Consider the following 20,521-nt stretch of genomic DNA (forward strand, 5'->3'; position numbering starts at 1 on the left):
TCTGGGTACCCAAGGCCGCCGATGGCGACAAGAGCGGCTCAATGACGAAGGGATGGCTAACTGTCAATGCCTGCCCTTGGAAAATTACAGAAAAAAAGGGCTGTCGGGAGGCGGCTTAGCGGCTAGGGAGGAAATATGGCACGCAAAAACAAATCTATCAAGAAAACCGGTGGCGGTCTCAAATTCTGGGGACGGCACGCGGTAGAGGCTGCGCTCGACAATCCCAACCGGGTGGTGAAGAAGATTTCGATCACCCGCGAGGCTCTGGCAACGCTCGAAATTCCCGATGATATAGCGGTCGTGATCTGCGATGTCGCCGATCTCGGCCGGGTCATCCCGCGCGACGCACCGCATCAGGGGATGGTCGCTGATGTTGACCCCCTGCCCGATATCTGGCTGGGCGAGGTACTGGACCAACAAACCGACCGTCCGTTGCTGCTGCTCGATCAGGTCACCGACCCGCATAATGTCGGTGCGATATTGCGTTCTGCCGCTGCCTTTGATGCAGCCGCGATCATCACCCAGGACCGCCATGCCCCGCCCGAATCGGGCGTAGTGGCAAAATCTGCATCAGGCGCACTGGAAATCGTCCCGTGGATCCGTGTGGTCAACCTGTCCCGCGCGCTCGATGAAATTGCCGAAGCTGGCTATTGGCGGATCGGACTGGACGGCGATGCCAGCGATGAGCTCGAAAGTGCCATGGGTATCGGCAAGCTGGCGCTGGTCATGGGCGCGGAAGGCGAAGGACTGCGGCAGAATGTCTCGGCCCATTGTGACACGCTCGCGCGGCTGCCGATGAGCCCGCGGATGGAAAGCCTGAATGTTTCCAACGCGGCCGCCATTGCCTTATATGCCGAATATACCAGGAAAAAAGGGGATTAGTCGTGGGAAAATATAGCAAGTGGGCCCTGGCCCTGATCGCGCCGTTGCTGCTGACAGGCTGCTTGCTGATTCCCGGAAAGTTCGAATCGCAATTGCGATTGATGAACGACGGTACTTATAATTTCACCTATGTCGGGCAGATGCAGCTGTCCGAAGGTGATGGGCCACAATCCTCCGCCGGCATGGATCAAATGCCTTACGATCCTGGTCGGGCCGTGTGTTTTAACCAAATCAACAAAGCGAGCGGCAAGGTAACGCCTTACCCACTGGACCTCTATAGCAGTCCGGTAAACAACGATAGTGACCCCGATTCCTATGAGGAACGGGAGTGCAATGCCGACGATCTCGCCAAATTGGAACAAATGCATAACGATGAGATGGCGCTCGCTGCGGAGGAAACGCGCGAAAGCAAGAAGGCTGAAGAAGACAAGAGAAATACAGCGATGAGCTCGATCTTTGGTGGCGCGGTGCCGGGCGATGACGAAGGTCTGAAAAAATTTGCAGAGAAGCTCGCCAAATATGACGGCTGGAACAAGGTCGAATATATGGGCGATAATCTGTTCGAGGTCGAATATGCGGTCAGCGGCAAATTCGATCAGATGTTTGCATTTCCCACCATACCGGGCGCGACGATGCAATTTCCCTTTGTTCAGATCATCCGTCGCCGCGGCGGCGAACTGGAAATACTGACCCCGGCCATGGGTGGAGCCGGCGGCTTGGCCGGTGCAATGGGGCCCATGCCGATGGGCGGCTCGTCGGGTGAATCGAAGACACAGCCGATTGACGGGATTTTCACCATCGTGACCGACGGTGATGTATTGACCAACAACACCGAGGATGGCCTGACCATCAGCGGCTCAACGAAGAACATGCGCTGGAAGGTTGATGGCACCAGCGGCCCTGATGGTAGCCCGCGCGCGATCGTCAAGCTGGCCAACTAGTCATTTGACCAGACAAAAAAATGGGGGCTGCTGAAAAGCGCCCCCATTTTTTGGTCGGTCGAAAAATTCAGTCTTCTTCGGCGATCCGGACTTTCAGGCCATCCATATCGTCAGACAATTCAATTTGGCAGCTGAGACGCGAAAATTCGTCGCGGTGATCGCTGCTTTCGAGCAGATCATCCTCGTCTTCGCTCATCGCCGGCAATTTGGCTTTCCAGTCGGCATCGATATGGACGTGGCAGGTGGCGCAGGAGCAGCAGCCGCCACAAAGCGCCAGCAGTTCATCAAAGCCATTGTCGCGAATCGCTTCCATGACGCTGATTCCGCTATCGACGGAAACTGCTTTTTCTTCGCCATCGCGGCCGGTTACGTGGATCGTTGGCATAGCTACCCCTTAGTGACTGTTATTTGGAAATCCCGCACGCTATGTCTGGACCATCAAAAAGAATCAAGGGCCGAAACGAGAGCGGGGAATCGATGGGCCTATCAAAAGAAATGATCAAAGCCGGGCTGGACCATGTCAGTGCGATCGAGCCACGGCTGGCGGCAGCCATTGTGCAGTCCGGTTATCCGGAACCGCGGATCCGTCCGGAAGGCTATGAAACTTTGCTCCGCACCATCGTCGGCCAGCAGGTCAGCGTCGCTTCGGCGGCAGCGGTATGGAACAAGCTGGAAGCGCGGCTCGGCGACGGTTGCCCGGCCGAAGCCCTGATTGTCACCGAATTTGACGAATTGCGGGCCTGCGGCCTGTCTCGCCAGAAACAGGGCTATGCCAGAAGCCTGGCGGAACTGATCCTCTCCGGCGGGCTCGATCTCGACAATCTGCCGCAGGATGACGAAGAGGCGATCGCGCTGCTGACCAAGATCAAGGGGATTGGCCGCTGGTCAGCAGAAATCTATCTGCTGTTTGCGCAGGGCCGCCCCGACATCTGGCCCGCCGGTGACCTTGCGATTCAGGTCGGCGTCGGCAATTTTCTGGATCTGGCGGACAGGCCGTCCGAAAAGGGCCTGCGCCTGATGGCTGAAACATGGTCCCCGCATCGCGGCGCGGTGGCGATATTCACCTGGCACCATTATCATGTGATGGTGATGTAACCCCTAGATATCGAGCGGGTGATTCCACCAGGCGGTATCGGTAAAGGCGCGCATGTCGAGTTCAAAGGTCCAGGCAGAGCGATGCTGGTGGGCGACATGGAAATAGGTGTCGGCAATCGCGCTGGGTTCCATCAGCTCGTCCTTGCCATTGGCTTTGGCTTCGAGTAATTTTGCAAAGCGCTCCGGCCCGAGCAGCTTGCCCAGCGTATCCGGCGCATTGACCGCGCTATCGATCAATATATGGGCGACATGAATATTTTTTGCCGCGAATTCCGCGTTCAATGTCTGGCACAGCATCCGCCGTCCACCCATGGCGGCGGCATGACTATGCTGTCCGGCATTGCCGCGCATCGCCGACGTCGCAGATGTCACCAGCAAGGCGCCGCCGCCGCGTTCGACCATCAAGGGAAACAGCTTTTGCGCCACCCGGAACACGCCGAGATTGCCGATCCGCCAGCCCAGCTCAAAGGTCTTCAGCGGCGTGTCGGCCAAAGCCCGGTTACCGATCTGCGCCCCGAGATTATAGACGGCGACATTGATCGGACCGATGTCCGCTTCCAGATCGTCGATCAGTTTTTCGATCGACCCTTCATCCACCGCGTTGAGCAGATGGCCCGAAGCCTTGCCGCCGGACGCCTGGATTTCGGCAACCATATTGTCGAGACCAGCCTGATCGCTACGGCGACACAAGGCGACATGATAGCCTTCTTCGGCAAAGCGTTTGCCGACATGGCCGCCGATACCGGCACCCGCCCCAATGATCATGCATACGTCTACCATAAGCCTAGTCCCTATCGGTTATTTGAGAAACGGATTGAGCTTCATGACTTCTTCCATGAACGACCGGGGCTTCTTCCAATTTGCCGTTTTCAAATTGGTCTTGAGGTCGAGCGTCTTGATCACATCATTGATGAAATGGACGCAGTTGCGCTTGTTGAGACTGTAGCTTTTTTGCGGAATAGACTGCCATTTTTGCACCACGGCCATCAATTTACCATATTTGCCATCATCTATGGTGACGGTGAAGTGCGGGTTGCTGCTGGCAATATACTTGGCCGGTGGTGCATGGACGTGGCCGTTGACCGATCCGAACAATATGCCCGGCGTTACGTTGACGGCGGTAAAGCCAAAGGCGGTGTCGACCTTCTTGCCGTCGGCCAGTTCGCCCTTGGCGACAAAGAAAGCATGCGGGAAATTCTTGCCAAAATCATGCGAATAGAAAGTGACCGTAACTTCCGCGCGCGCCGCCACCGAAAAACACGCCATGAACAGCAACATGACCAGCCCGGCCATTCTCAATATATATGCAAATCCAGATTTCACTGTCATTCCCTCAACTTGTCATTCAGCCAGAGTGCGGTCTGCCTCGGCGTTTTCTTGTCATCTTCGCGATCGACCATATAATTGGCTTTGCGCATGTTTTCCACCGTGATCGCGCCGATCAGCGGATTTAGTGACGCGACAAATTTGTCGTCACTGCCGCGATCCGGGGCCAGCAGCATGATCGCTTCATAGGATGGCACCGCTCCCTTGCTGTCTTCCAAGATGACAAAACCATTCGCCGCGATCCGGCCGTCGGACGAAAAGGCGGAAATCACGTCGACCTCGCCGCTGGCCAGGGCCGGATACATGAAGGTCGGACTGAACGACCGGGCGTCCTTGAAGCGGATCGGGTAGGCGGCCTGCACCATCTGCCATTCGGGCCGCTCGAGAAACTCGACATCGGTGCCGAAATTGAAATCGCTCGACACCCGGGCCAGATCCTCCAGCGTCCGGAGCGATTTTGCCCGGGCATCTTCCGGTCTGACGGCAAAGGCATAGGTATTTTCAAACCCCAAAGCGCCGAGCATTTTGACGCCGTGACTGGCGCTGGTCCACTGCGTGATCGCGTCGAGCATCGCTGCTTTCGGCAGCATATCGCTGCGCTGCATCTGGTTGGTCCAGATCGTTCCCGAATAGTCGACATAGACGTCTATATCACCCGCCGACAGCGCCTGAAACACAACCGCAGAACCGAGGCCATCGCGATATTGGACTGTATAGCCGGCCTTTTCCAGCCGCGACCCGATCAGCCGCGCGAGAATATATTGTTCGGAAAAATTCTTGGCCCCGATCACGACGACATTGTCGCGCACGATCATCAGCGGCAGCGTCGCGATCAACAGCCCCGCCGCGATCACCGCCATCCCTGCTCCCACCAATATCCGGCGGCGCTGGCGGATTCCCCGTTCGATAAGTCCGAGCAACAGATCAACCGAAATGGCGAGCGCGGCCGAAAACAGGCAACCGGTCAACACCAGCATCCAGTTTTGCGTCTGCAGTCCGGCAAAGATCAGATCGCCGAGGCTGGGCTGGCCAACCGTCGTCGAAAGCGTCGCTGCGCCAATCGTCCAGACCGCAGCCGTGCGGATTCCGGCCATGATCGTCGGCGCGGCCAGCGGCGCTTCGACATAATATAGTTTTTGTCCGCTGGTCATGCCGAGACCATCGGCCGCTTCCTTTGCCGCCGGGTCGACACCGGACAGTCCGGTCACCGCGTTGCGCAAGATCGGCAGCAGCGCATAAAGGGTCAGCGCGAGCAGCGCCGGCAGGAAGCCGAAAGCGGATATGCCGCCGCCGACCAGAGCCGAGAGGCCGAGCAGCAGCGGGTAGAATAGCGCCAGCAGCGCCAGTCCGGGGATCGTCTGGATGAGGCTGGCTGCCGTTAGAGCGACCGCAGCTATTTTCGGTGACCGCGCCGCCCAGATTGCCAGCGGCAGGCAAATGATCATTGCCAGGACCAAGGCCGACACGCTGATCTGGACATGAGCGGCCAGCAGTTCCGGCACACGGGCAAAAGCCTGTTGCCAGGGCCCGGTCATGCCAATTTGCTCAGCGCGATCAGATGCGCCGCCTGGGCACGGGGAATAGCGACCAGAGCCTCCGCTGCTTCACCGACATTGCCGGACAATAGCGCGGCGGGTGTGGCATCCGCCTTGATCTGCCCGTCTTCCATCACGAGGATACGATCGGCGAGATAGAGCGCTTCGGCCATGTCATGGGTGACGATGATGGTGGTCAGGCCAAGCTTGTCATGCAGCGCCTTATATTGATCGGTCAGATTGTCCCGCGTTACCGGATCGAGCGCGCCGAAGGGTTCGTCCATCAGCATCAGGCCGGGCCGGGTCGCCAGCGCCCGGGCAACCCCGACTCGTTGCTGCTGGCCGCCGCTCAGCTGATCGGGCATGCGCGAGGCCATGTCCCGCGGCAATTCCACCAGATCGAGCAGTTCGGCCACGCGATCGGCACGCCCCTGCTTCTCACCCGCCAGTTCGAGCCCGATCGCGATATTGCGCGCGACCGTCATATGCGGAAACAGGCCGATATTCTGGAAGACATAGCCGATCCGGCGACGCAGAATATGGGGATCGATCGAGTCGACAGGTTCGTCGTCGATCCTGATCGTGCCGCTGTCCGGTTCGACCAGTCGGTTGATCATTTTCAGCAGGGTTGATTTTCCAGACCCGGACAGACCGACCAATGCCACGAGACTGCCCGCTGCTATTTCCAGCGATAGCGAGTCAACTGCGCGAACCCTGCCGTAATGGCGGCTCACCTGGTTCAGGCTGATGGAAGGACCGGAGACACGCATCGAAATATATAGTGGCGCGCTTTGCCGCGCATGTCCAACCCCACTTGACGCGACCAACAAAAACGGCTCGAATGAACATCAATGTTAATAACGGAACGGGAGCGGAATCATGGGCTATCAAAGCGGGCAAAAGACAATTTTCATCACCGGCGGCGCATCCGGTCTGGGCCGCGAAGTGGGTCGCTATTTCGCTGAAAAGGGCTGGTTCGTCGGGATTGCTGATATCAATGACAAGGGCATGGCCGAAACTGCGGCGCTGTTGCCCGAGGGTCAGAGCTCGATCCACCGGCTGGACGTGACCGACCGGGCGCAATGGAAACAGGCGGTCGCCGAATTTGGTGCGATCACCGGCGGCAGGATGAATGTCCTGTTCAACAATGCCGGCATTGGTGAAGGCGGTCCCATTCAGGAGATGACCGATGAAGCCATCGACCTGATGATCGCGATCAACCTTACCGGTGTGATCAGCGGCACCCGTGCCTGTTTCGAGATGCTCAAGAGCACCCCGGACAGCTGCATACTCTACACCGCCTCAGCCGCCGGAATTTACGGCGTGGCCGATCTCAGCGTCTATAGCGCCACCAAGTTCGCGGTGCGTGGCCTCGCCGAATCGCACGATCTTGAATTGGGCAAATATGGCATCAAGTCTCGCTCGCTGATGCCGGGTTTTGTCGACACGAATATCATTTCTGATGTTGCGGAAGGCACGAATCAGACAGGCAAGGAACGCCTCGAAGAAGCCGGTGTGCTGGTTAGTCCCGTGACCATCATCGGCCCAGCGGCCTGGGAAGCCGTGCATGGCGACAAGGTCCATACGCCGGTCAACAAAATGGCCAAACAGCTCGCCTTTGCCGCCCGCTGGATGCCCGGTCGGCTGCGCAAACAGCAAACCCAGCTTGCCGATATGGGGAATATTCTGGCCGGATCGGAAGCGAAAAACTAGAGCAAGCTCTCGATCACATTTGCCAGATCCACATCGCGTTGCGACAGTCCTCCATTTTCGCCCGCGTCATGGGTGGTCAGCGTGATATCGACCTTGTTATAGACATTGAACCACTCGGGATGATGATCGGCCTTTTCCGCGTGCAGGGCGACGCGGGTCATGAATGCAAAGGCTTCGGTGAAGTCGGAAAATTTGAACGAGCGGCTGATCGCATCCCGCTCCGCGTCATATTGCCAGTCGGAAAGCCTGGTCAGAACCGCCTTGCGCTCGTCATCGGTCAGTTGCGCTACCATATTTCTTGCTCCTTGCTTGGCTTTCGCGCCAATTCGTGCCTTAAGTCTGTGCGATGAACAAGGGACAGTCAACCGGAAGCAGTGATCGGCTCTTCGCCGAGGCGTTGAGCTGCGTACGCGGCGGGCGGATATTGTTCCGCGGCCTGACATTTGCGCTTGAACCGGGACAGGCAGGATTGCTCACTGGCCCCAATGGTGTCGGCAAATCCAGCCTGCTGCGTCTGCTGGCCGGTCTGCTTCAGCCGTCCGCGGGCTTGTGCAAAATACCCGAGGCCAAGGCGCTGTGCGACGACAGGCTGGCGCTGGATGAACATCTGCCGTTCGAGCAGGCCTTGCGCTTCTGGGCGAAACTGGATGGCAAGGGACCGGATGAGGTTGCGTCTGCGATGGCGCGCGCGGGGCTGGATCATCTCGCCGAAGTGCCGGTACGCTATTTTTCGACCGGGCAGAGGCAAAGGGCGCGGCTTGCCCGAACCTATCTGGGCGACGCAAGATTGTGGCTGCTCGACGAGCCGGCCAATGGCCTCGATACGGATTCGGTCGATCAACTGGGGCGCGCGCTGCAAAGCCATCTGGATGCTGGCGGGATCATTCTCGCCGCGAGCCATATACCTCTGCCGATCGCGTTTGATTTCACCCTGCAGCTGCAGCCACTGGAAGAATTGGAAGCATGTTTGTGATCAACAGCATCGCAACGATCATCTGGCGCGATGTGCGGCAGAGCTATGCCAGCGGCGGGACCTGGCTGCCGGTGATATTCTATCTCTCGGCGGCGACGCTGTTTCCCTTTGCCGTCGGCCCGGACCGCGAGTTGCTGCTGCAGACCGGCGGCGGGATTTTGTGGATCGCAGCGCTGCTGGCGACGCTGCTGCCGCTCGACCGGTTGATCCAGCCGGATCTGGAAAATGGTATCTATGATCAGCTGATTGTGCGCGGTCTTTCAGACGAAATGATAGCAGCGGCGCGGCTGGTCTCGCACTGGCTTTCCTTTGGCCCGCCGCTGTTGTTCGCGGCCTTTCTGGCGAGCGGTCTGATGGGACTGGAAGGCGAAGCGCTCGGCACGCTGCTGGCGAGCCTGGCGATTGCGACACCGGCGCTGGCCGGTCTGGCGGTGATGATCGCATCGCTGACCGCTGGCCTGAAAGGCGCGGGCGCGCTGGGTGGATTATTGCTGGTTCCGCTGGCCATTCCGCTGCTGATCTTCGGGGCCGGCAGCCTGTCGGCGCAAGGCGGCAGCGCGTTGCTGTTCCTGGGCGCGATTTCGCTGCTGCTGGTCGCGATCACGCCCTTTGCTGCCGGAGCGGCGTTAAGCGCGGTCAGGGAGTAGCGCCGCAGTCGGCAATCATTTTTGGTGAATCAACATCCAGGCGTCGACCGCCTTCGTGGCGCGCTCATGTTTTTCAGCTGCTGTCAGATTGATTTTCTCGCCATAGCGCAGCATCAGATCCATTCGTCCCATGACCAGAGCGGCAAACATTTCCGCCGATGATTGCGGGTCCGGACTTTGAATTTCGCCTTTTTTAATAGCAACCTGCAGAAGCTTGATCAGATTGGCAAGCAGCGCGCGCGGGCCGTTGTCGAGGAAATATTCGCCGATCCGGGGATCCCGGTTCACTTCCGAAGCGAGGATTCGTTCAAAGCGAACCATTTCATCGCGCATCAGGAAATTCAGCATATTCTCAGCGGCTATTATCAGGATTTCGCGGAGGCTTTTATCTTCCAGATTCTCGCCGACAAAATTGTCGTTCATATGGCAGCATTCCGCCTTGACCACTTCGCCGAACAGATTTTCCTTGTTGTCAAACCAGCTATAGATGGTGACTTTCGATACTTCGGCGCGCGCGGCAATGGCTTCGATACTTGACGCAGAAAAGCCGTGGGCAAAAAATTCTGCGCGGGCCGCAGCGATAATATTGGCAATCTTGCGCTGGCTTGACGGCCGATCCGCGCGTTCTATTGCTAAATTGTTATCCGCGTCTGCCACGGTCCACTCCTCTCACGGCCACCCCGTTCCATAAAATTGAACGGTAGCGTTCAAATGAAACGTTGACGTTCAATTTTATAACTGACATATTATTGAGGCTTGGTAAAGTACAAGCCGATTCAATCGCGGATGATGTTGTGAAAAACCGGTTCCACAATCCGATATATCTGCTGTTTGCAATCGCGACGGCCACGAGTGGTTGTGCCAGCCTTGCGCCCCAATCCACGGCGCCTGAAATCGCCGCCGGTGTCCCTTCTGCATTTGACCGGACCGAAAGCGATGGCCCCTATCAGCCCGCCCGCTGGTGGACCGCGTTTGAAGACCCGGTGCTGAACAACTTGCTCGACGAAGCGCTGACCAGGAATTTTGATCTGGCGGAGGCCTCGGCCCGATTGCGCGCCGCCGAAGCGCGGGCGCGTATTTCCAAAAGCGGTCTGTTCCCACAAGTCAATGCCGGGCTGAACAGCAATTATTCGGATTCGCCGACGGCAGGGACAAGCTTTGGCTCCTTTCCCGGTGCGACCGCGGGACGGCTGCAGAACGAGACCTATTCGTCCAGCCTCGCTTTTGCCTACGAGCTCGATATCTGGGGCAAGCTGCGCAATGATGCCCGGGCCGGCCGGGCGGATGCGATTGCCGCTGCCGCCGATCTGCAAGCCGCGCGGCTGGCGGTGCTGGCGCAATCGATCACCAGCTATTTTGATATTGTCGATGCGCGGCATCAGATCGCGCTGACCACCAGGATCATTGATGTTCTGGGCGATCGCGTCGAGCAGACCGAGAACCGCTATAGCCGCGGCCTGGTCACCTCTTTTGAGCTTTATCAAGTCCGGCAGGATTTCCGCAATGTGCAGGCCAGCTTGCCGCAACGGGAAAGCCAGTTGGCGGCGACCGAGGGCCAGTTGGCGGTTCTGGTGGGCAGATATTCCAATAATATGGATGAGTTGCTCGGCAAGACACTGACCCCGAAACTGGTGTTCGAGCCGGTTCCTGCGGGTCTGCCGATTGATCTATTGGCACAAAGGCCGGATGTTTTTGCCGCCAGCCAGCGGCTCGAATCGGCGCGATATAATCTCGGCGCAAGGCGGGCGGAACGTTTCCCCTCGCTCAGTCTTTCCGCCAGCACCGGTAGCCAGGCCGGCAATCCTGCGGACATGTTCAATATTTTTGACAATTGGGTGCTGAACCTCGGCGCCGGCCTGACGGCACCCTTGTTCCAGGGTGGTCGGATCAGGGCCAATATTGAGGTCGCCGATGCCCAATATGCGGAGCAGACAGCGGTCTATGCCCGCACGGTGCTCACCGCCTATCAGGAGGTGGGGAGCGCAATCGAACGCTATGAAGAAGAACGGCAGCGTTACCAGTTCCTGTTTTCGCAACTGGACGAAGCACAGGCGACGGCGCAATTGCAGTCCCGCCGCTTTGCCAATGGTGTCGGCAGCTATGTCGATTATCTCGATGCGTTGCGGGCGCAATATCAGGTGCAATCCTCTTTATCGTCGGCCGCGCGCGACGTGGCATTGGCGCGGCTTGGCGTGCATCGCGCCTTGGGCGGCAGCTGGGACGAATTTCCGCGCGCGCCAGATATCATGGCCAATCCTCCAGCCCTTCAGGGAGAAGAATAAGTGCATAGGCAACGCGTACTTGGCGGCCTGATCCTGCTCGGGGCAATATTATTTGCCGCCCTGTTGATCATGCTGCGCACCGAACCGGAAGAGAAAACGCCAGAGGATTTGATTCCGCTGGTCGAGGCCAAAGCGCTGGAAATCCGGTCAGGAAATCTGATGGTCAAGGGTGCAGGCACGGTGCAGGCGCGCGAAGAACTGACGCTGGCGGCGGAGGTTGCCGGCAAGCTGGTCTATGTCAATCCGGACCTGCGCGAAGGACAGCGCATTTCACGCGGGGCCATATTGTTTCGCATCGATACATCGGACTACCGCAATGCCGTGCAGACGGCGCAAGCCGATGTCGCATCCCAGGGCATCACCGTCTTGCAGGCAAAAGAGGAAGTGGCCCTGGCCAAGGCCGAGCTGGAGCGTTTTCAGCAACGCGGCGTCAGTGGCGGCAATGCTTATGCAAGCGTAGACAGCAGTGACTATGCGGCGCAGATATTGCCGCCGGACGCACTGGCCAAAAAGGCGAGTGCCGAAGGACCGCAGGCCAGGCAGAATATCGCCACCAACGGCCTAGCGACGCGGCAGCCGCAACTGGAATCCGCCCGCGCCGGACTAAGGCGGGCGCAGGCCAATCTGGCCAATGCCGAAACCGCATTGCAGCGCACCGTTGTTCGCGCGCCGTTTTCAGGCATTGTCCGCACCGAGAATATTGCCCTGGGCAGCTATGTCCAACCCGGCCAGTCGCTAGGTTCGATGGTTGGCACCGCAGATTATGAAGCGGTCATCCCGCTGTCCGAGAAAGACGCCGCGCTGATCCCGCAATTGTTTCGCGCTGGCACCGGCAACCGGATCGCAGCGTCGGTATTTTCCGATTATGGCGGTGTTCGCTATCGCTGGCCCGCTTATGTTGATCGGGTCAACGGTTTGCTCAACCCCAAGACACGCACGATCGACGTGTTTCTGCGTGTCCCCAAGCCGATAAGCGGTGGCGTAACGACCGCTGTCGCGGACAATGGCGGAAAAGCAGCGACCGCCGCCCCTCCCCTGTTCGTGGGCAGTTTTGTCGACGCCGAAATTACCGGCAGGGCTCTGGATAGCTATGCGGTGCTGCCGCTGGCGGCCTTGCGCGCTGGTAACAAGATATGGCTGGTGCAGAACGGAAAATTGCACATCATGACCGTCGACATATATCAGCGGACCGACAAGACAGCGCTGATCAGCGCCATCGGGCTGGGTAAAAACCCGGTCGCCGTTACCGGAAACCTGAAAGTCGCAACCGAAGGCCTGCGGGTCAGAATTGCTCAACCACGAGTAGCAGCGAAGGCTTCGAACGCCAGTGAAAGCAAAGCGAAGACGAAAGCCAAGCCGGTTCAATGACCGAGCCGAGTGATCTTGATCCGTCCCTGCCGGACCAACCGAGCAAGGAAGTAATGGAGCAGAGCGGGATTGTCGCATTCATGGCGCGCAACGGGGTCGCGGCCAATCTGCTGATGATTTTCCTGATCGTCGCCGGCATCCTGTCCTACCGGACGATCGTCCAGGAAGTTTTCGCGGAAAACAGCCTCGACACGATCCAGATCAGCGTCGCCTATCCCGGAGCTACGCCGGACGAGATCGAGGAATCGATTGTCCAGAAGATTGAAGAAGCGGTGGAAGCCGTGGAAAATGTCAAAGAGATCAAGTCCAATGCCGCCGAAAATATCGGCACGGTATCCGTCGAACTGGAACTGGGGACCGATATTGATCGGGCACTGGATGATATCAAAGCCGAAATAGACCAGATTCAATCTTTCCCGGATGACGCAGAAGAACCCGATGTCCGCGAGCTGACCACGCGGCAGAGCGTGGTTCGCATTGCCATTTTTGGCGATGTATCCGAAAATGCCCTGAAGGAAACGGCCTACCGGCTGGAGGATTCACTGGCGGCATTGCCTGAAATTTCCTTTGTCGATACCAGCTCGATCCGCGATTATGAAGTTTCGATCGAGGTGCCGCAACAAACATTGCAGGCGTTCGGGCTATCGCTCAACGACATCTCGCGGACCATCGCCGCTAGCAGCCTCGACAGTCCCGCCGGCTCGATCGATACCGACAGCGAAGAAGTGCGCGTGCGGACCATCGGACAAAATTACAACCAGCAGAATTTCGAAGATATAGTACTGATCAGCAATGAAAATGGCGCCATGGTCCGGCTCGGGCAGATCGCGAACATCCGGGACGAGTTTGAGGATTCAGATCTGGTGTCGCTGTACAATGGCAAGCCGGTCGCCTTTGTCGAGGTTTTCCGGACCAGCGACGAACGCGTGCTGGATGTGTCCCGTGCCACCAAGGACTATCTTGAAGGCGAGTTCGCGCATTCGCTGCCAGAGGGCATTTCCTACGCGATCTGGAGCGACGATAGTGAATTGCTCAACGATCGCCTGAGCCTGTTGCTGAAAAACGCAGCCATCGGCCTGTTCCTTGTCTTGCTAGCGCTCACCCTGTTCCTCGACATCCGGCTTGCGGCCTGGACGGCGCTGGGCATTGGCGTGACCTTTGTCGGGGCGATTTTCCTCCTTGATCTTGCTGGTTCCAGTATCAACATGTTCTCGCTGTTCGGCTTCATCCTGGCATTGGGGCTGGTGGTCGATGATGCCATTGTCGTCGGCGAAAGCGTCTATGCCCGCCGCGAAGCCGGTCGCAGCGGACTGGGCGCAGCGGTCAGCGGCGCGCGGCGCGTGACCATGCCGGTCATCTTTGCCGTATTGACCACCGTCGCGGCCTTTTCGCCGCTCTTCGCAATCGGCGGCGTCATGGGCAAGATATTGGCCGACATTCCGCTGGTCGTGGTTGCGGTACTGTTCCTGTCGCTGGTCGAAAGCCTGCTGATTTTGCCCAATCACCTCAGCCACTTGCCAGTCCCGGGTACACCGACGCGCAATCCCGTCACCCGCTTTTTCGAACGGGTACAGGCCAAGGTCGATATATATTATCAGGCCTTCGTCAACGGGCCGCTCGACCGTGCCGTGCGCTATTCGGTGCGCATGCCTTTCGTGATTTTGGCCGGCAGTGTCGCATTGCTCATCGTGGTCGGATCCCTGATCCCGGCAGGTATAATCAAAAGCTCTTTTTTTCCCGCCATTGAAGCCGATGTCGTTACTGCGAGTCTGGAAATGCCCGCCGGAACGACGATCGCGGAAACCGAGAAAATTGCCCGTTTGATCGAACAGCGCGGCCGCGAAACCTACGCGAAATTTGAGGCGCGCATAGATGATGACGAACCATCACCCTTGCGCGGTATATTCACCCTGATCGGAAAGGCCCCGCGCGCCACCGGACCAAACGCCCAAAGTGGCGGTTTTGCGTCCAATATTGCCAGCGTTCAGTTCAGTTTCATTCCCGGCGATCAGCGTGAACTGGCATCGAGGGATTTCGAAAATGCCTGGCGGGAAACCGTGGGCCCGATCGTCGAAGCGCGTTCACTGGTCTTTGCCTCGGACCTGATATCGATTGGCGCGCCGGTTGATGTCCAAATTTCCGATCCGGATCCGGCCGTGGTGGAAGCCGCTTCGACAAAATTGATGGAACGGCTGAACCGCTTTGCCGGCGTGTTCGATATCGAGAGCGATCAGGACGAGGGGCTGAAGGAAATCCAGCTGCGGCTGAAACCCGAGGCCCGTTCGCTGGGTGTCACCCTGGAGGATGTCGCGTTGCAGGTGCGCGCCGCATTTTTCGGTAGCGAAGCGCTGCGGGTACAGCGGGGGCAGGAAGATATGCGCGTCTATATCCGCCTGCCGGAAGCGGAACGCAATTCGATCGTCGACGTCGAGCGATTCCGTGTCCGGGTGCCCGGCGGCGAAGTACCGCTTGCCACTTTGGCCGACGTGTCCTTTGGTCAGGCCCCTGCGATCATTCGCCGTACCGATGGCCGGCGGATCACAACGGTTACCGCTGATATCGACACGAATATTGTGACCAGTCAGGAAATTGCCAATGCCCTGACCGACGAGATCATGCCCGAACTGCAAGCAGACTATCCGCAGCTGCTCTACAGTTTCGGCGGCGAACAGCAGGAACAGCAGGACTCGTTTGGCGATCTCGGCCTCGCCTTTCTCGCCGCCTTGCTGATGATCTATGCGCTGCTCGCGATACCCTTCCGATCCTATATGCAGCCGCTGATCATCATGGCGGTGATCCCCTTTGGCATCATTGGCGCGCTGCTCGGCCATCTGATCCTCGGCCTGCCTCTGGGCGTGCTCAGCATGTTCGGCATGATCGCATTGTCAGGGGTGATCGTGAACGGTTCGCTGATCCTGATCGATTTCATCAACGAAAATCTGCGCGATGGCATGGCGATTGAAGAGGCGATCATCAGCGCGACCAAATCACGCTTCCGGCCGATCATGCTGACGTCGCTGACCACCTTTCTCGGTGTCGCTCCGATTACCTTTGAAACCAGCCTTCAGGCGCAGTTTCTGATCCCGATGTCGGCCAGCCTGGGTTTCGGCGTGCTGTTCGGCGCGATCATCCTGCAATTGCTGATCCCGGCCCTGACGATATTGGAATATGTAGGAAAGCGGCGGGTCAAAAAATATTGGAACAATCTATTCGCACATCCCTCGCAGGCCTGATGGCCGGCTTCGTGGGCCCGCCAGTCAGGTAGACGCATGATATGGCAGCGCCGGCAGAGCCTGAGTGGCGGGAGTGCTGGCTAATCAGCCATCGGTTCCCTTTCCCCTGACAAGGGATTTTCCCGGTAGAATTCCACCTGCATTTTCATCGGCCCGGTCAGTTTGACAAAATGCGGCGACTTGGGCGGGATCGGCGCAGGATCATCGACCGTTACGAGCCGCCGGGATGGTGGATCGAGAAAGATGAGTTCGACCTCGCCTTCCAGCACCCGCAACAGACCCCAGGTGCCCGCTTTGGTGCTGTGCTCGTTGCGCAGTTTATCCGGCAGGCTGAGCTCATCGAATATCGGTGAAGCGCCATAAGGGGCGACTGGCTTGGATGCGCCGCCCATCAGAGCAGGATCCTGATGATGGCAAAAGTGCAAGCAAAGACTGCCAGCACTATCGGCACCGTCACAATCTGGGCATAGTTGGTCCCATTGTCGATCAACATGATTGCTTCTCCTTCTGGTTGGAAATCTCATCCAGACCGCCGCGCTGAACCTTGATGCCGGTGACCAGGCTGGATGCGATCCGTTCGGCAGCCTCGCGAAAGACCTGCGCCGCCGCGTCATTGGGGGCGACCTCGTCCAGCGTGTCGTTCCAGAGCACAAGCCAGCGGTCAAAATGCAGTTTGTCGAGACCACCAACAGCAATATGCTTGGCCATCGGATTGCCACGGAAACGGCCGGACTCCAGCGTCACCGACGCCCAGAAATCTTTCATCCGGGCAAGGTGCGGCGTCCAGTCGGCGACATGGGATGCAAATATCGGCCCGAGCAGGGGGTCGCCACGAATGGCGCCATAGAAAGTCTCAACCAGATTGGAAATCAGAGCATCATCTATGCCCAGCGCATTGGCTTGCGCGGTCTTTTTCGCTCTGGCGCGTTCGGCATAGCTGGCTTCGGTCATGATCTCGACTCGGTTAAGATGTATTTGATATGCACTGTTTATGCCGCTTGGCAATTAAATGCAATATATGATATGCATCTTTTATGAGATTATCCGTTCAAACCGATTATGCGCTGCGCACGTTGATGTATCTGGCGGCGAATGACGGTCAGCATTCGATTGCCAAAATTGCCCGGCAATATGGCATTTCAAAAAACCATTTGATGAAGGTGGCCCAGCGGCTGGCGGCAGAGGGCTTTGTCGACAGCATTCGCGGTCGGAGCGGCGGATTGTTGCTCAACCAGCCCGCCGCCGCGATCAATGTCGGTCAGGTCGTCCGGACGTTTGAAGAATATGGAGCCTTCGTGGAATGTTTTGATGGTGCTGACGGCGGCTGTGTTGTCACCCCTGTCTGCGGTTTGCGTCATGTTCTCGCCGACGGCATCGAAGCCTTCCTGCGCCATCTCGACGGATTTACCGTGGCCGATCTGATTGGCGACAAGGTCCGGTTTCGGTCCGTCTGGGACTAGGGGCAGGACCTCCAAAATGCGCCAATCGTTCCCCGAATGGCCAAAATATGTAATGTTTTGGTCTATTGACGCCAAAAACATGTATCAGGTTTGTCATGTCAAATTCAAATGCACTTTTGGTCGCCTTGCGGCAGATTAACCGGGCGATCGATTTACAGTCCAAAAAGCTGGAGAAAGAGACCGGACAGACAACGCCGCAACTTTTGCTGTTGAAGGCGTTGGAAAAGGATGGCCGGGCAAAGCCTTCGGTGCTCGCCAAATCGGTGCATCTATCTCATGCCACGGTAACGTCGATTGTCGATCGACTGGCAAAGTCGGGGATGGTTACCCGCGAAAAAAGTGAGGATGACGGGCGGTCGGTGGAAATAGTCTTGACCGAGCAAGGAAGAGACTGCGTTCAAAACGCCCCCGAATTATTGCAGGAAGATTTCCTGCTGTCCTTGTCAAAACTGGAACCTTGGGAGCAGAATTTGCTGATCTCCTCGGTCCAGCGCATCGCCATGATGATGGACGCGAACCGGCTCGAGTCCGCTCCCATACTTGACGTTGGCGAATTCTAGGCTTGCGGCACGACTTCGGTCATCTCATCTTCTGACGGCAATTCCCAGGTCAGGTGACGGTCATCCAATACGATCATGTTCTTGTCGGTAATCAGCGTACCGAGCGTCTTGTAGCCCAGCAACTGCAAGGCTGTCATTTTGGGGTTGCGGGCCAGGGCCATGGTTTCATCGGACGAGAAATTTGTCAGGCCTCTGGCCAATTCATCACCGGATTCACCATATATATGAATGACGTCGCCTTTGACATAAGGCCCCTGGATGGACAGCACATCTTCCCGGCCAATATTCCGCCGGCCAGATTTGAAAGATTCGGCAGTCGTCTCGGTAACGACAATGCTCCCCGCCATCTGCAGACGATCTGACAACCAGTTGGCCCATGCCGATTCGGGCCGTTCATTGGCAAGAATTTTGGTATGACGCCTTTCGTTGTTCAACACCGATGTTACCGGCCGCTCATATTCGCCATGCGCGATCCGCGTATCGCAGCCGGAATTTTGCGCCATATGGGCCGCCTGCATCTTCGTCAGCATGCCGCCGCTGCCCAGGCTGCTCACACCCTCGGTTACCGCGAGATAGGGCGAGACATCGGTTACTTCCTCGACCAGCTGAGCGCCGGGTTCAGAGGGATCTTTATCATATAGGCCATCAACCTGCGTCAGGATGACCAGTTCATCGGCTTGCAGCATTTGCGCAATTTTCGCGGATAGTCGATCATTGTCACCAACCCGGATTTCTTCCGTGGTAATCGTGTCATTTTCGTTGATGATCGGCATGATATTGGCATCGAGAAGCCGATCGACCGTGTTCTTGGTGTTCAGGAAGCGCTTGCGGTCTTCAAGATCGCGCAACGTCACCAGCACCTGCGCTATTTCAAAACGATATTCATGGGCAACCTGCTTATAGGCGTTGAGCAGCAGCGGCATGCCGCAAGCCGCCGCGGCCTGTTTGTCGCGCAATCCTGCCGTCTCCGGTCGCTCGCCGATCATGTTCATACCCAGCGCGACTGACCCGGACGAGCATAAGATGACTTTTGCGCCGCCTTCCCGCAGCCGGGCGATATCCTCCAGCAAATTATGCATAAATGCCCAGCGCGGCGTTAGCCGTTCTTCGTTGGCCAGCAGGCTGGAGCCGACTTTTACAACGATTGTTTTACCTTGTACCATGTGACGTGATGCCCTTATTACTCATTGATGGAGGTAGGGATTGAACCCATCCAGTGCAATAATTTAGTGATCAAAATATTCCAATTTGCACGAAAGCTATAACAAACAAGCATTTGTTGACATATCTATTTTGAATACTAAGCATATTGCTCATACTCCTTTTTAATAACAGCAAGAGATTAATTTGACAAAAATATTGCTCCTAGGGTGCGGAAACATGGGCGGTGCGCTGCTAAAGGCATGGGCCGCCAACACCGATCATGAATTTACCGTCGCAGATCCGGCCAAGCCTGAACTGCCAGAGGGCGTATCCCAGGTTGGCTCGGTCGAGGAGCTGGGCGAGCAGGTTTTTGACTTTCTGATCGTCGCGCTGAAGCCGCAACTTATTGATGACGTACTGCCGGCCTATTTACCCAGGCTCAGTGCTTCCGGCGTGATCAGTTCGATAGCGGCCGGATATTCTGCCGAAAAGCTGGCAGCCCACGCACCAGGTCGGTCGGTCATCCGGATCATGCCAAATCTGCCGGCGATCATCGGCAAGGGCGTGAGCGGTCTTTATGCCCATGGCGCTGTTTCCGAAACGGCATCCAGCGACATTGAGCAACTCGCCTTATGTTCGGGCGAAATCGTCTGGGTGGACAATGAAGACATGCTTGATCGCCTGACCGCAGTGGCCGGAAGCGGCCCCGGCTATGTCTTCGAAATGCTACGCGCCTATGTCGAAGCTGCAGAGAATCTGGGCTTCAGCGAGAAGGACGCGAAAAATCTGGTGCTGGGAACCGTCCGCGGGACACTGGAACTGGCGCAACAATCAGACCTGTCGCTCGAGGATTTGCGCAAAAATGTGACCAGCAAAGGCGGGACCACGGCAGCCGGCCTCAATGCGCTGAACGGAAAGGGAGAATTTTCTGCCCAGATCCGCGATACGCTCCAGGCCGCCTACGAGCGCGCCGTTGAGCTCAGATAAGAGCCGCAATTCCAAGCAAATTTTCGCCATTCGGGCCTTTGTCCGTTGTCATATAATTTGAGACAGATGCGGTTTTCACGTTGGTGAATGTTTGGCATCATCTGTTTGATTTATATTAGGCTGCGAGCTTGCTGTGAAGCAAGCGTCTTTGTTTCATGGTTTTTCGTTTGATCCTTTCTCTTTGTTTGATGATGGATTCTGCCCTGCCGAAGTAGGCATCAGCAGGCGTTACGTTACTGAGGCTCTCGTGATAGCGCTGGTGGTTATAATGTTCGACGAACGCTTCGACCTGCGCTTCCAGATCACCGGGTAGATAATAGTTTTCCAACAGTATCCGGTTCTTCAAGGTCTGGTGCCAGCGTTCGATCTTACCCTG

At 57.3% G+C, this 20,521-nt stretch carries 22 protein-coding genes and 1 pseudogene; 12 read left to right on the forward strand and 11 right to left on the reverse strand.

Features of this window, described 5'->3' with window-relative positions:
- Positions 1-135: 135 nt before the first annotated feature.
- A complete protein-coding gene (gene rlmB / locus V7665_RS04540) occupies positions 136-882 on the forward strand; it encodes a 23S rRNA (guanosine(2251)-2'-O)-methyltransferase RlmB (RefSeq protein ID WP_335663349.1) in 747 nt (248 codons plus the stop codon).
- Between the two features lie 2 nt (positions 883-884).
- Positions 885-1,823: a hypothetical protein gene (locus V7665_RS04545; RefSeq protein ID WP_335663350.1), complete on the forward strand. Its 939-nt coding sequence runs from the start codon at positions 885-887 to the stop codon at positions 1,821-1,823.
- 67 nt (positions 1,824-1,890) lie between these two features.
- On the opposite strand, the gene V7665_RS04550 is transcribed toward V7665_RS04545, so the two are convergent.
- Positions 1,891-2,208, reverse strand: a complete 318-nt coding sequence (locus V7665_RS04550; protein WP_335663351.1) for a 2Fe-2S iron-sulfur cluster-binding protein — start codon at positions 2,206-2,208, stop codon at positions 1,891-1,893.
- 92 nt (positions 2,209-2,300) lie between these two features.
- Here V7665_RS04550 and V7665_RS04555 point away from each other — a divergent pair, with 92 nt between their 5' ends.
- Positions 2,301-2,918, forward strand: a complete 618-nt coding sequence (locus V7665_RS04555) for a DNA-3-methyladenine glycosylase family protein (protein WP_335663352.1) — start codon at positions 2,301-2,303, stop codon at positions 2,916-2,918.
- A 3-nt stretch (positions 2,919-2,921) separates the two neighbouring features.
- Here V7665_RS04555 and V7665_RS04560 read toward each other — a convergent pair whose 3' ends face one another.
- From V7665_RS04560 to V7665_RS04575, 4 genes and pseudogenes are all read right to left on the reverse strand, one after another.
- The gene (locus V7665_RS04560; RefSeq protein WP_335663353.1) at positions 2,922-3,698 is read right to left on the reverse strand and encodes an SDR family NAD(P)-dependent oxidoreductase; all 777 of its coding nucleotides are present in this window, start codon (positions 3,696-3,698) and stop codon (positions 2,922-2,924) included.
- Positions 3,699-3,716: 18 nt separating this feature from the next.
- The gene (locus V7665_RS04565; protein ID WP_335663354.1) at positions 3,717-4,247 is read right to left on the reverse strand and encodes a hypothetical protein; all 531 of its coding nucleotides are present in this window, start codon (positions 4,245-4,247) and stop codon (positions 3,717-3,719) included.
- The gene (locus V7665_RS04570; protein ID WP_335663356.1) at positions 4,244-5,779 is read right to left on the reverse strand and encodes an ABC transporter permease/substrate-binding protein; all 1,536 of its coding nucleotides are present in this window, start codon (positions 5,777-5,779) and stop codon (positions 4,244-4,246) included. Before V7665_RS04570 ends, V7665_RS04565 begins: the two co-directional genes overlap by 4 nt.
- A pseudogene (locus V7665_RS04575) lies at positions 5,776-6,453 on the reverse strand (ATP-binding cassette domain-containing protein); the annotation flags it as partial. The pseudogene V7665_RS04575 and the gene V7665_RS04570, both read right to left, overlap by 4 nt.
- A 205-nt stretch (positions 6,454-6,658) precedes the next feature.
- Between V7665_RS04575 and V7665_RS04580 the strand changes: the two are divergent.
- Positions 6,659-7,492 (forward strand): SDR family oxidoreductase, encoded by an 834-nt coding sequence (locus tag V7665_RS04580; RefSeq protein WP_335663358.1) that lies wholly within the window; start codon positions 6,659-6,661, stop codon positions 7,490-7,492.
- Here the strand turns inward: V7665_RS04580 and V7665_RS04585 are convergent.
- On the reverse strand, positions 7,489-7,935 hold the full coding sequence (locus tag V7665_RS04585) for a 4a-hydroxytetrahydrobiopterin dehydratase (RefSeq protein WP_335663359.1): 447 nt from the start codon (positions 7,933-7,935) through the stop codon (positions 7,489-7,491). The genes V7665_RS04580 and V7665_RS04585 overlap by 4 nt on opposite strands.
- On the opposite strand from V7665_RS04585, the gene ccmA reads away from it, so the two are divergent.
- Both ccmA and V7665_RS04595 read left to right on the forward strand, forming a co-directional pair.
- Complete coding sequence (ccmA, locus tag V7665_RS04590) at positions 7,839-8,465, forward strand: heme ABC exporter ATP-binding protein CcmA (RefSeq protein ID WP_335663360.1); 627 nt, start codon at positions 7,839-7,841, stop codon at positions 8,463-8,465. The two genes, V7665_RS04585 and ccmA, sit on opposite strands and share 97 nt — an antisense overlap.
- Positions 8,465-9,112 (forward strand): heme exporter protein CcmB, encoded by a 648-nt coding sequence (locus tag V7665_RS04595; RefSeq protein ID WP_335663373.1) that lies wholly within the window; start codon positions 8,465-8,467, stop codon positions 9,110-9,112. Before ccmA ends, V7665_RS04595 begins: the two co-directional genes overlap by 1 nt.
- 15 nt (positions 9,113-9,127) lie before the next feature.
- Here V7665_RS04595 and V7665_RS04600 read toward each other — a convergent pair whose 3' ends face one another.
- Positions 9,128-9,769 (reverse strand): TetR/AcrR family transcriptional regulator, encoded by a 642-nt coding sequence (locus V7665_RS04600; RefSeq protein ID WP_335663361.1) that lies wholly within the window; start codon positions 9,767-9,769, stop codon positions 9,128-9,130.
- A gap of 137 nt (positions 9,770-9,906) precedes the next feature.
- Here V7665_RS04600 and V7665_RS04605 point away from each other — a divergent pair, with 137 nt between their 5' ends.
- From V7665_RS04605 to V7665_RS04615, 3 genes are read left to right on the forward strand one after another with little or no spacing between them, the layout of a single operon-like run.
- A complete protein-coding gene (locus V7665_RS04605; RefSeq protein ID WP_335663362.1) occupies positions 9,907-11,394 on the forward strand; it encodes a TolC family protein in 1,488 nt (495 codons plus the stop codon).
- Positions 11,395-12,762: an efflux RND transporter periplasmic adaptor subunit gene (locus V7665_RS04610; protein WP_335663363.1), complete on the forward strand. Its 1,368-nt coding sequence runs from the start codon at positions 11,395-11,397 to the stop codon at positions 12,760-12,762.
- Positions 12,759-15,995, forward strand: coding sequence for an efflux RND transporter permease subunit (locus tag V7665_RS04615; protein ID WP_335663364.1), 3,237 nt, complete (start codon positions 12,759-12,761; stop codon positions 15,993-15,995). Before V7665_RS04610 ends, V7665_RS04615 begins: the two co-directional genes overlap by 4 nt.
- A gap of 80 nt (positions 15,996-16,075) precedes the next feature.
- On the opposite strand, the gene V7665_RS04620 is transcribed toward V7665_RS04615, so the two are convergent.
- Positions 16,076-16,387 carry a DUF1971 domain-containing protein gene (locus V7665_RS04620; protein ID WP_335663365.1) on the reverse strand — a complete coding sequence of 104 codons (312 nt, stop codon included), beginning with the start codon at positions 16,385-16,387 and terminating at the stop codon, positions 16,076-16,078.
- Positions 16,388-16,481: 94 nt separating this feature from the next.
- Positions 16,482-16,946, reverse strand: coding sequence for a group III truncated hemoglobin (locus V7665_RS04625; protein ID WP_335663366.1), 465 nt, complete (start codon positions 16,944-16,946; stop codon positions 16,482-16,484).
- 83 nt (positions 16,947-17,029) lie between these two features.
- On the opposite strand from V7665_RS04625, the gene V7665_RS04630 reads away from it, so the two are divergent.
- Both V7665_RS04630 and V7665_RS04635 read left to right on the forward strand, forming a co-directional pair.
- The gene (locus tag V7665_RS04630; protein ID WP_335663367.1) at positions 17,030-17,455 is read left to right on the forward strand and encodes an RrF2 family transcriptional regulator; all 426 of its coding nucleotides are present in this window, start codon (positions 17,030-17,032) and stop codon (positions 17,453-17,455) included.
- A gap of 95 nt (positions 17,456-17,550) precedes the next feature.
- Entirely contained in the window at positions 17,551-18,015 is a 465-nt protein-coding gene (locus tag V7665_RS04635) for a MarR family winged helix-turn-helix transcriptional regulator (RefSeq protein ID WP_335663368.1), read from the forward strand.
- Here the strand turns inward: V7665_RS04635 and proB are convergent.
- On the reverse strand, positions 18,012-19,178 hold the full coding sequence (gene proB, locus V7665_RS04640; protein WP_335663369.1) for a glutamate 5-kinase: 1,167 nt from the start codon (positions 19,176-19,178) through the stop codon (positions 18,012-18,014). The two genes, V7665_RS04635 and proB, sit on opposite strands and share 4 nt — an antisense overlap.
- A 196-nt stretch (positions 19,179-19,374) precedes the next feature.
- Here proB and V7665_RS04645 point away from each other — a divergent pair, with 196 nt between their 5' ends.
- Positions 19,375-20,145: a pyrroline-5-carboxylate reductase family protein gene (locus V7665_RS04645; protein ID WP_335663374.1), complete on the forward strand. Its 771-nt coding sequence runs from the start codon at positions 19,375-19,377 to the stop codon at positions 20,143-20,145.
- A gap of 115 nt (positions 20,146-20,260) precedes the next feature.
- On the opposite strand, the gene V7665_RS04650 is transcribed toward V7665_RS04645, so the two are convergent.
- The coding region (locus tag V7665_RS04650; protein WP_335663370.1) for an integrase core domain-containing protein at positions 20,261-20,521 on the reverse strand (261 nt) is incomplete at its 5' end.

This window comes from Parasphingorhabdus sp. (assembly GCF_036964675.1).
Lineage (GTDB): Bacteria > Pseudomonadota > Alphaproteobacteria > Sphingomonadales > Sphingomonadaceae > Parasphingorhabdus.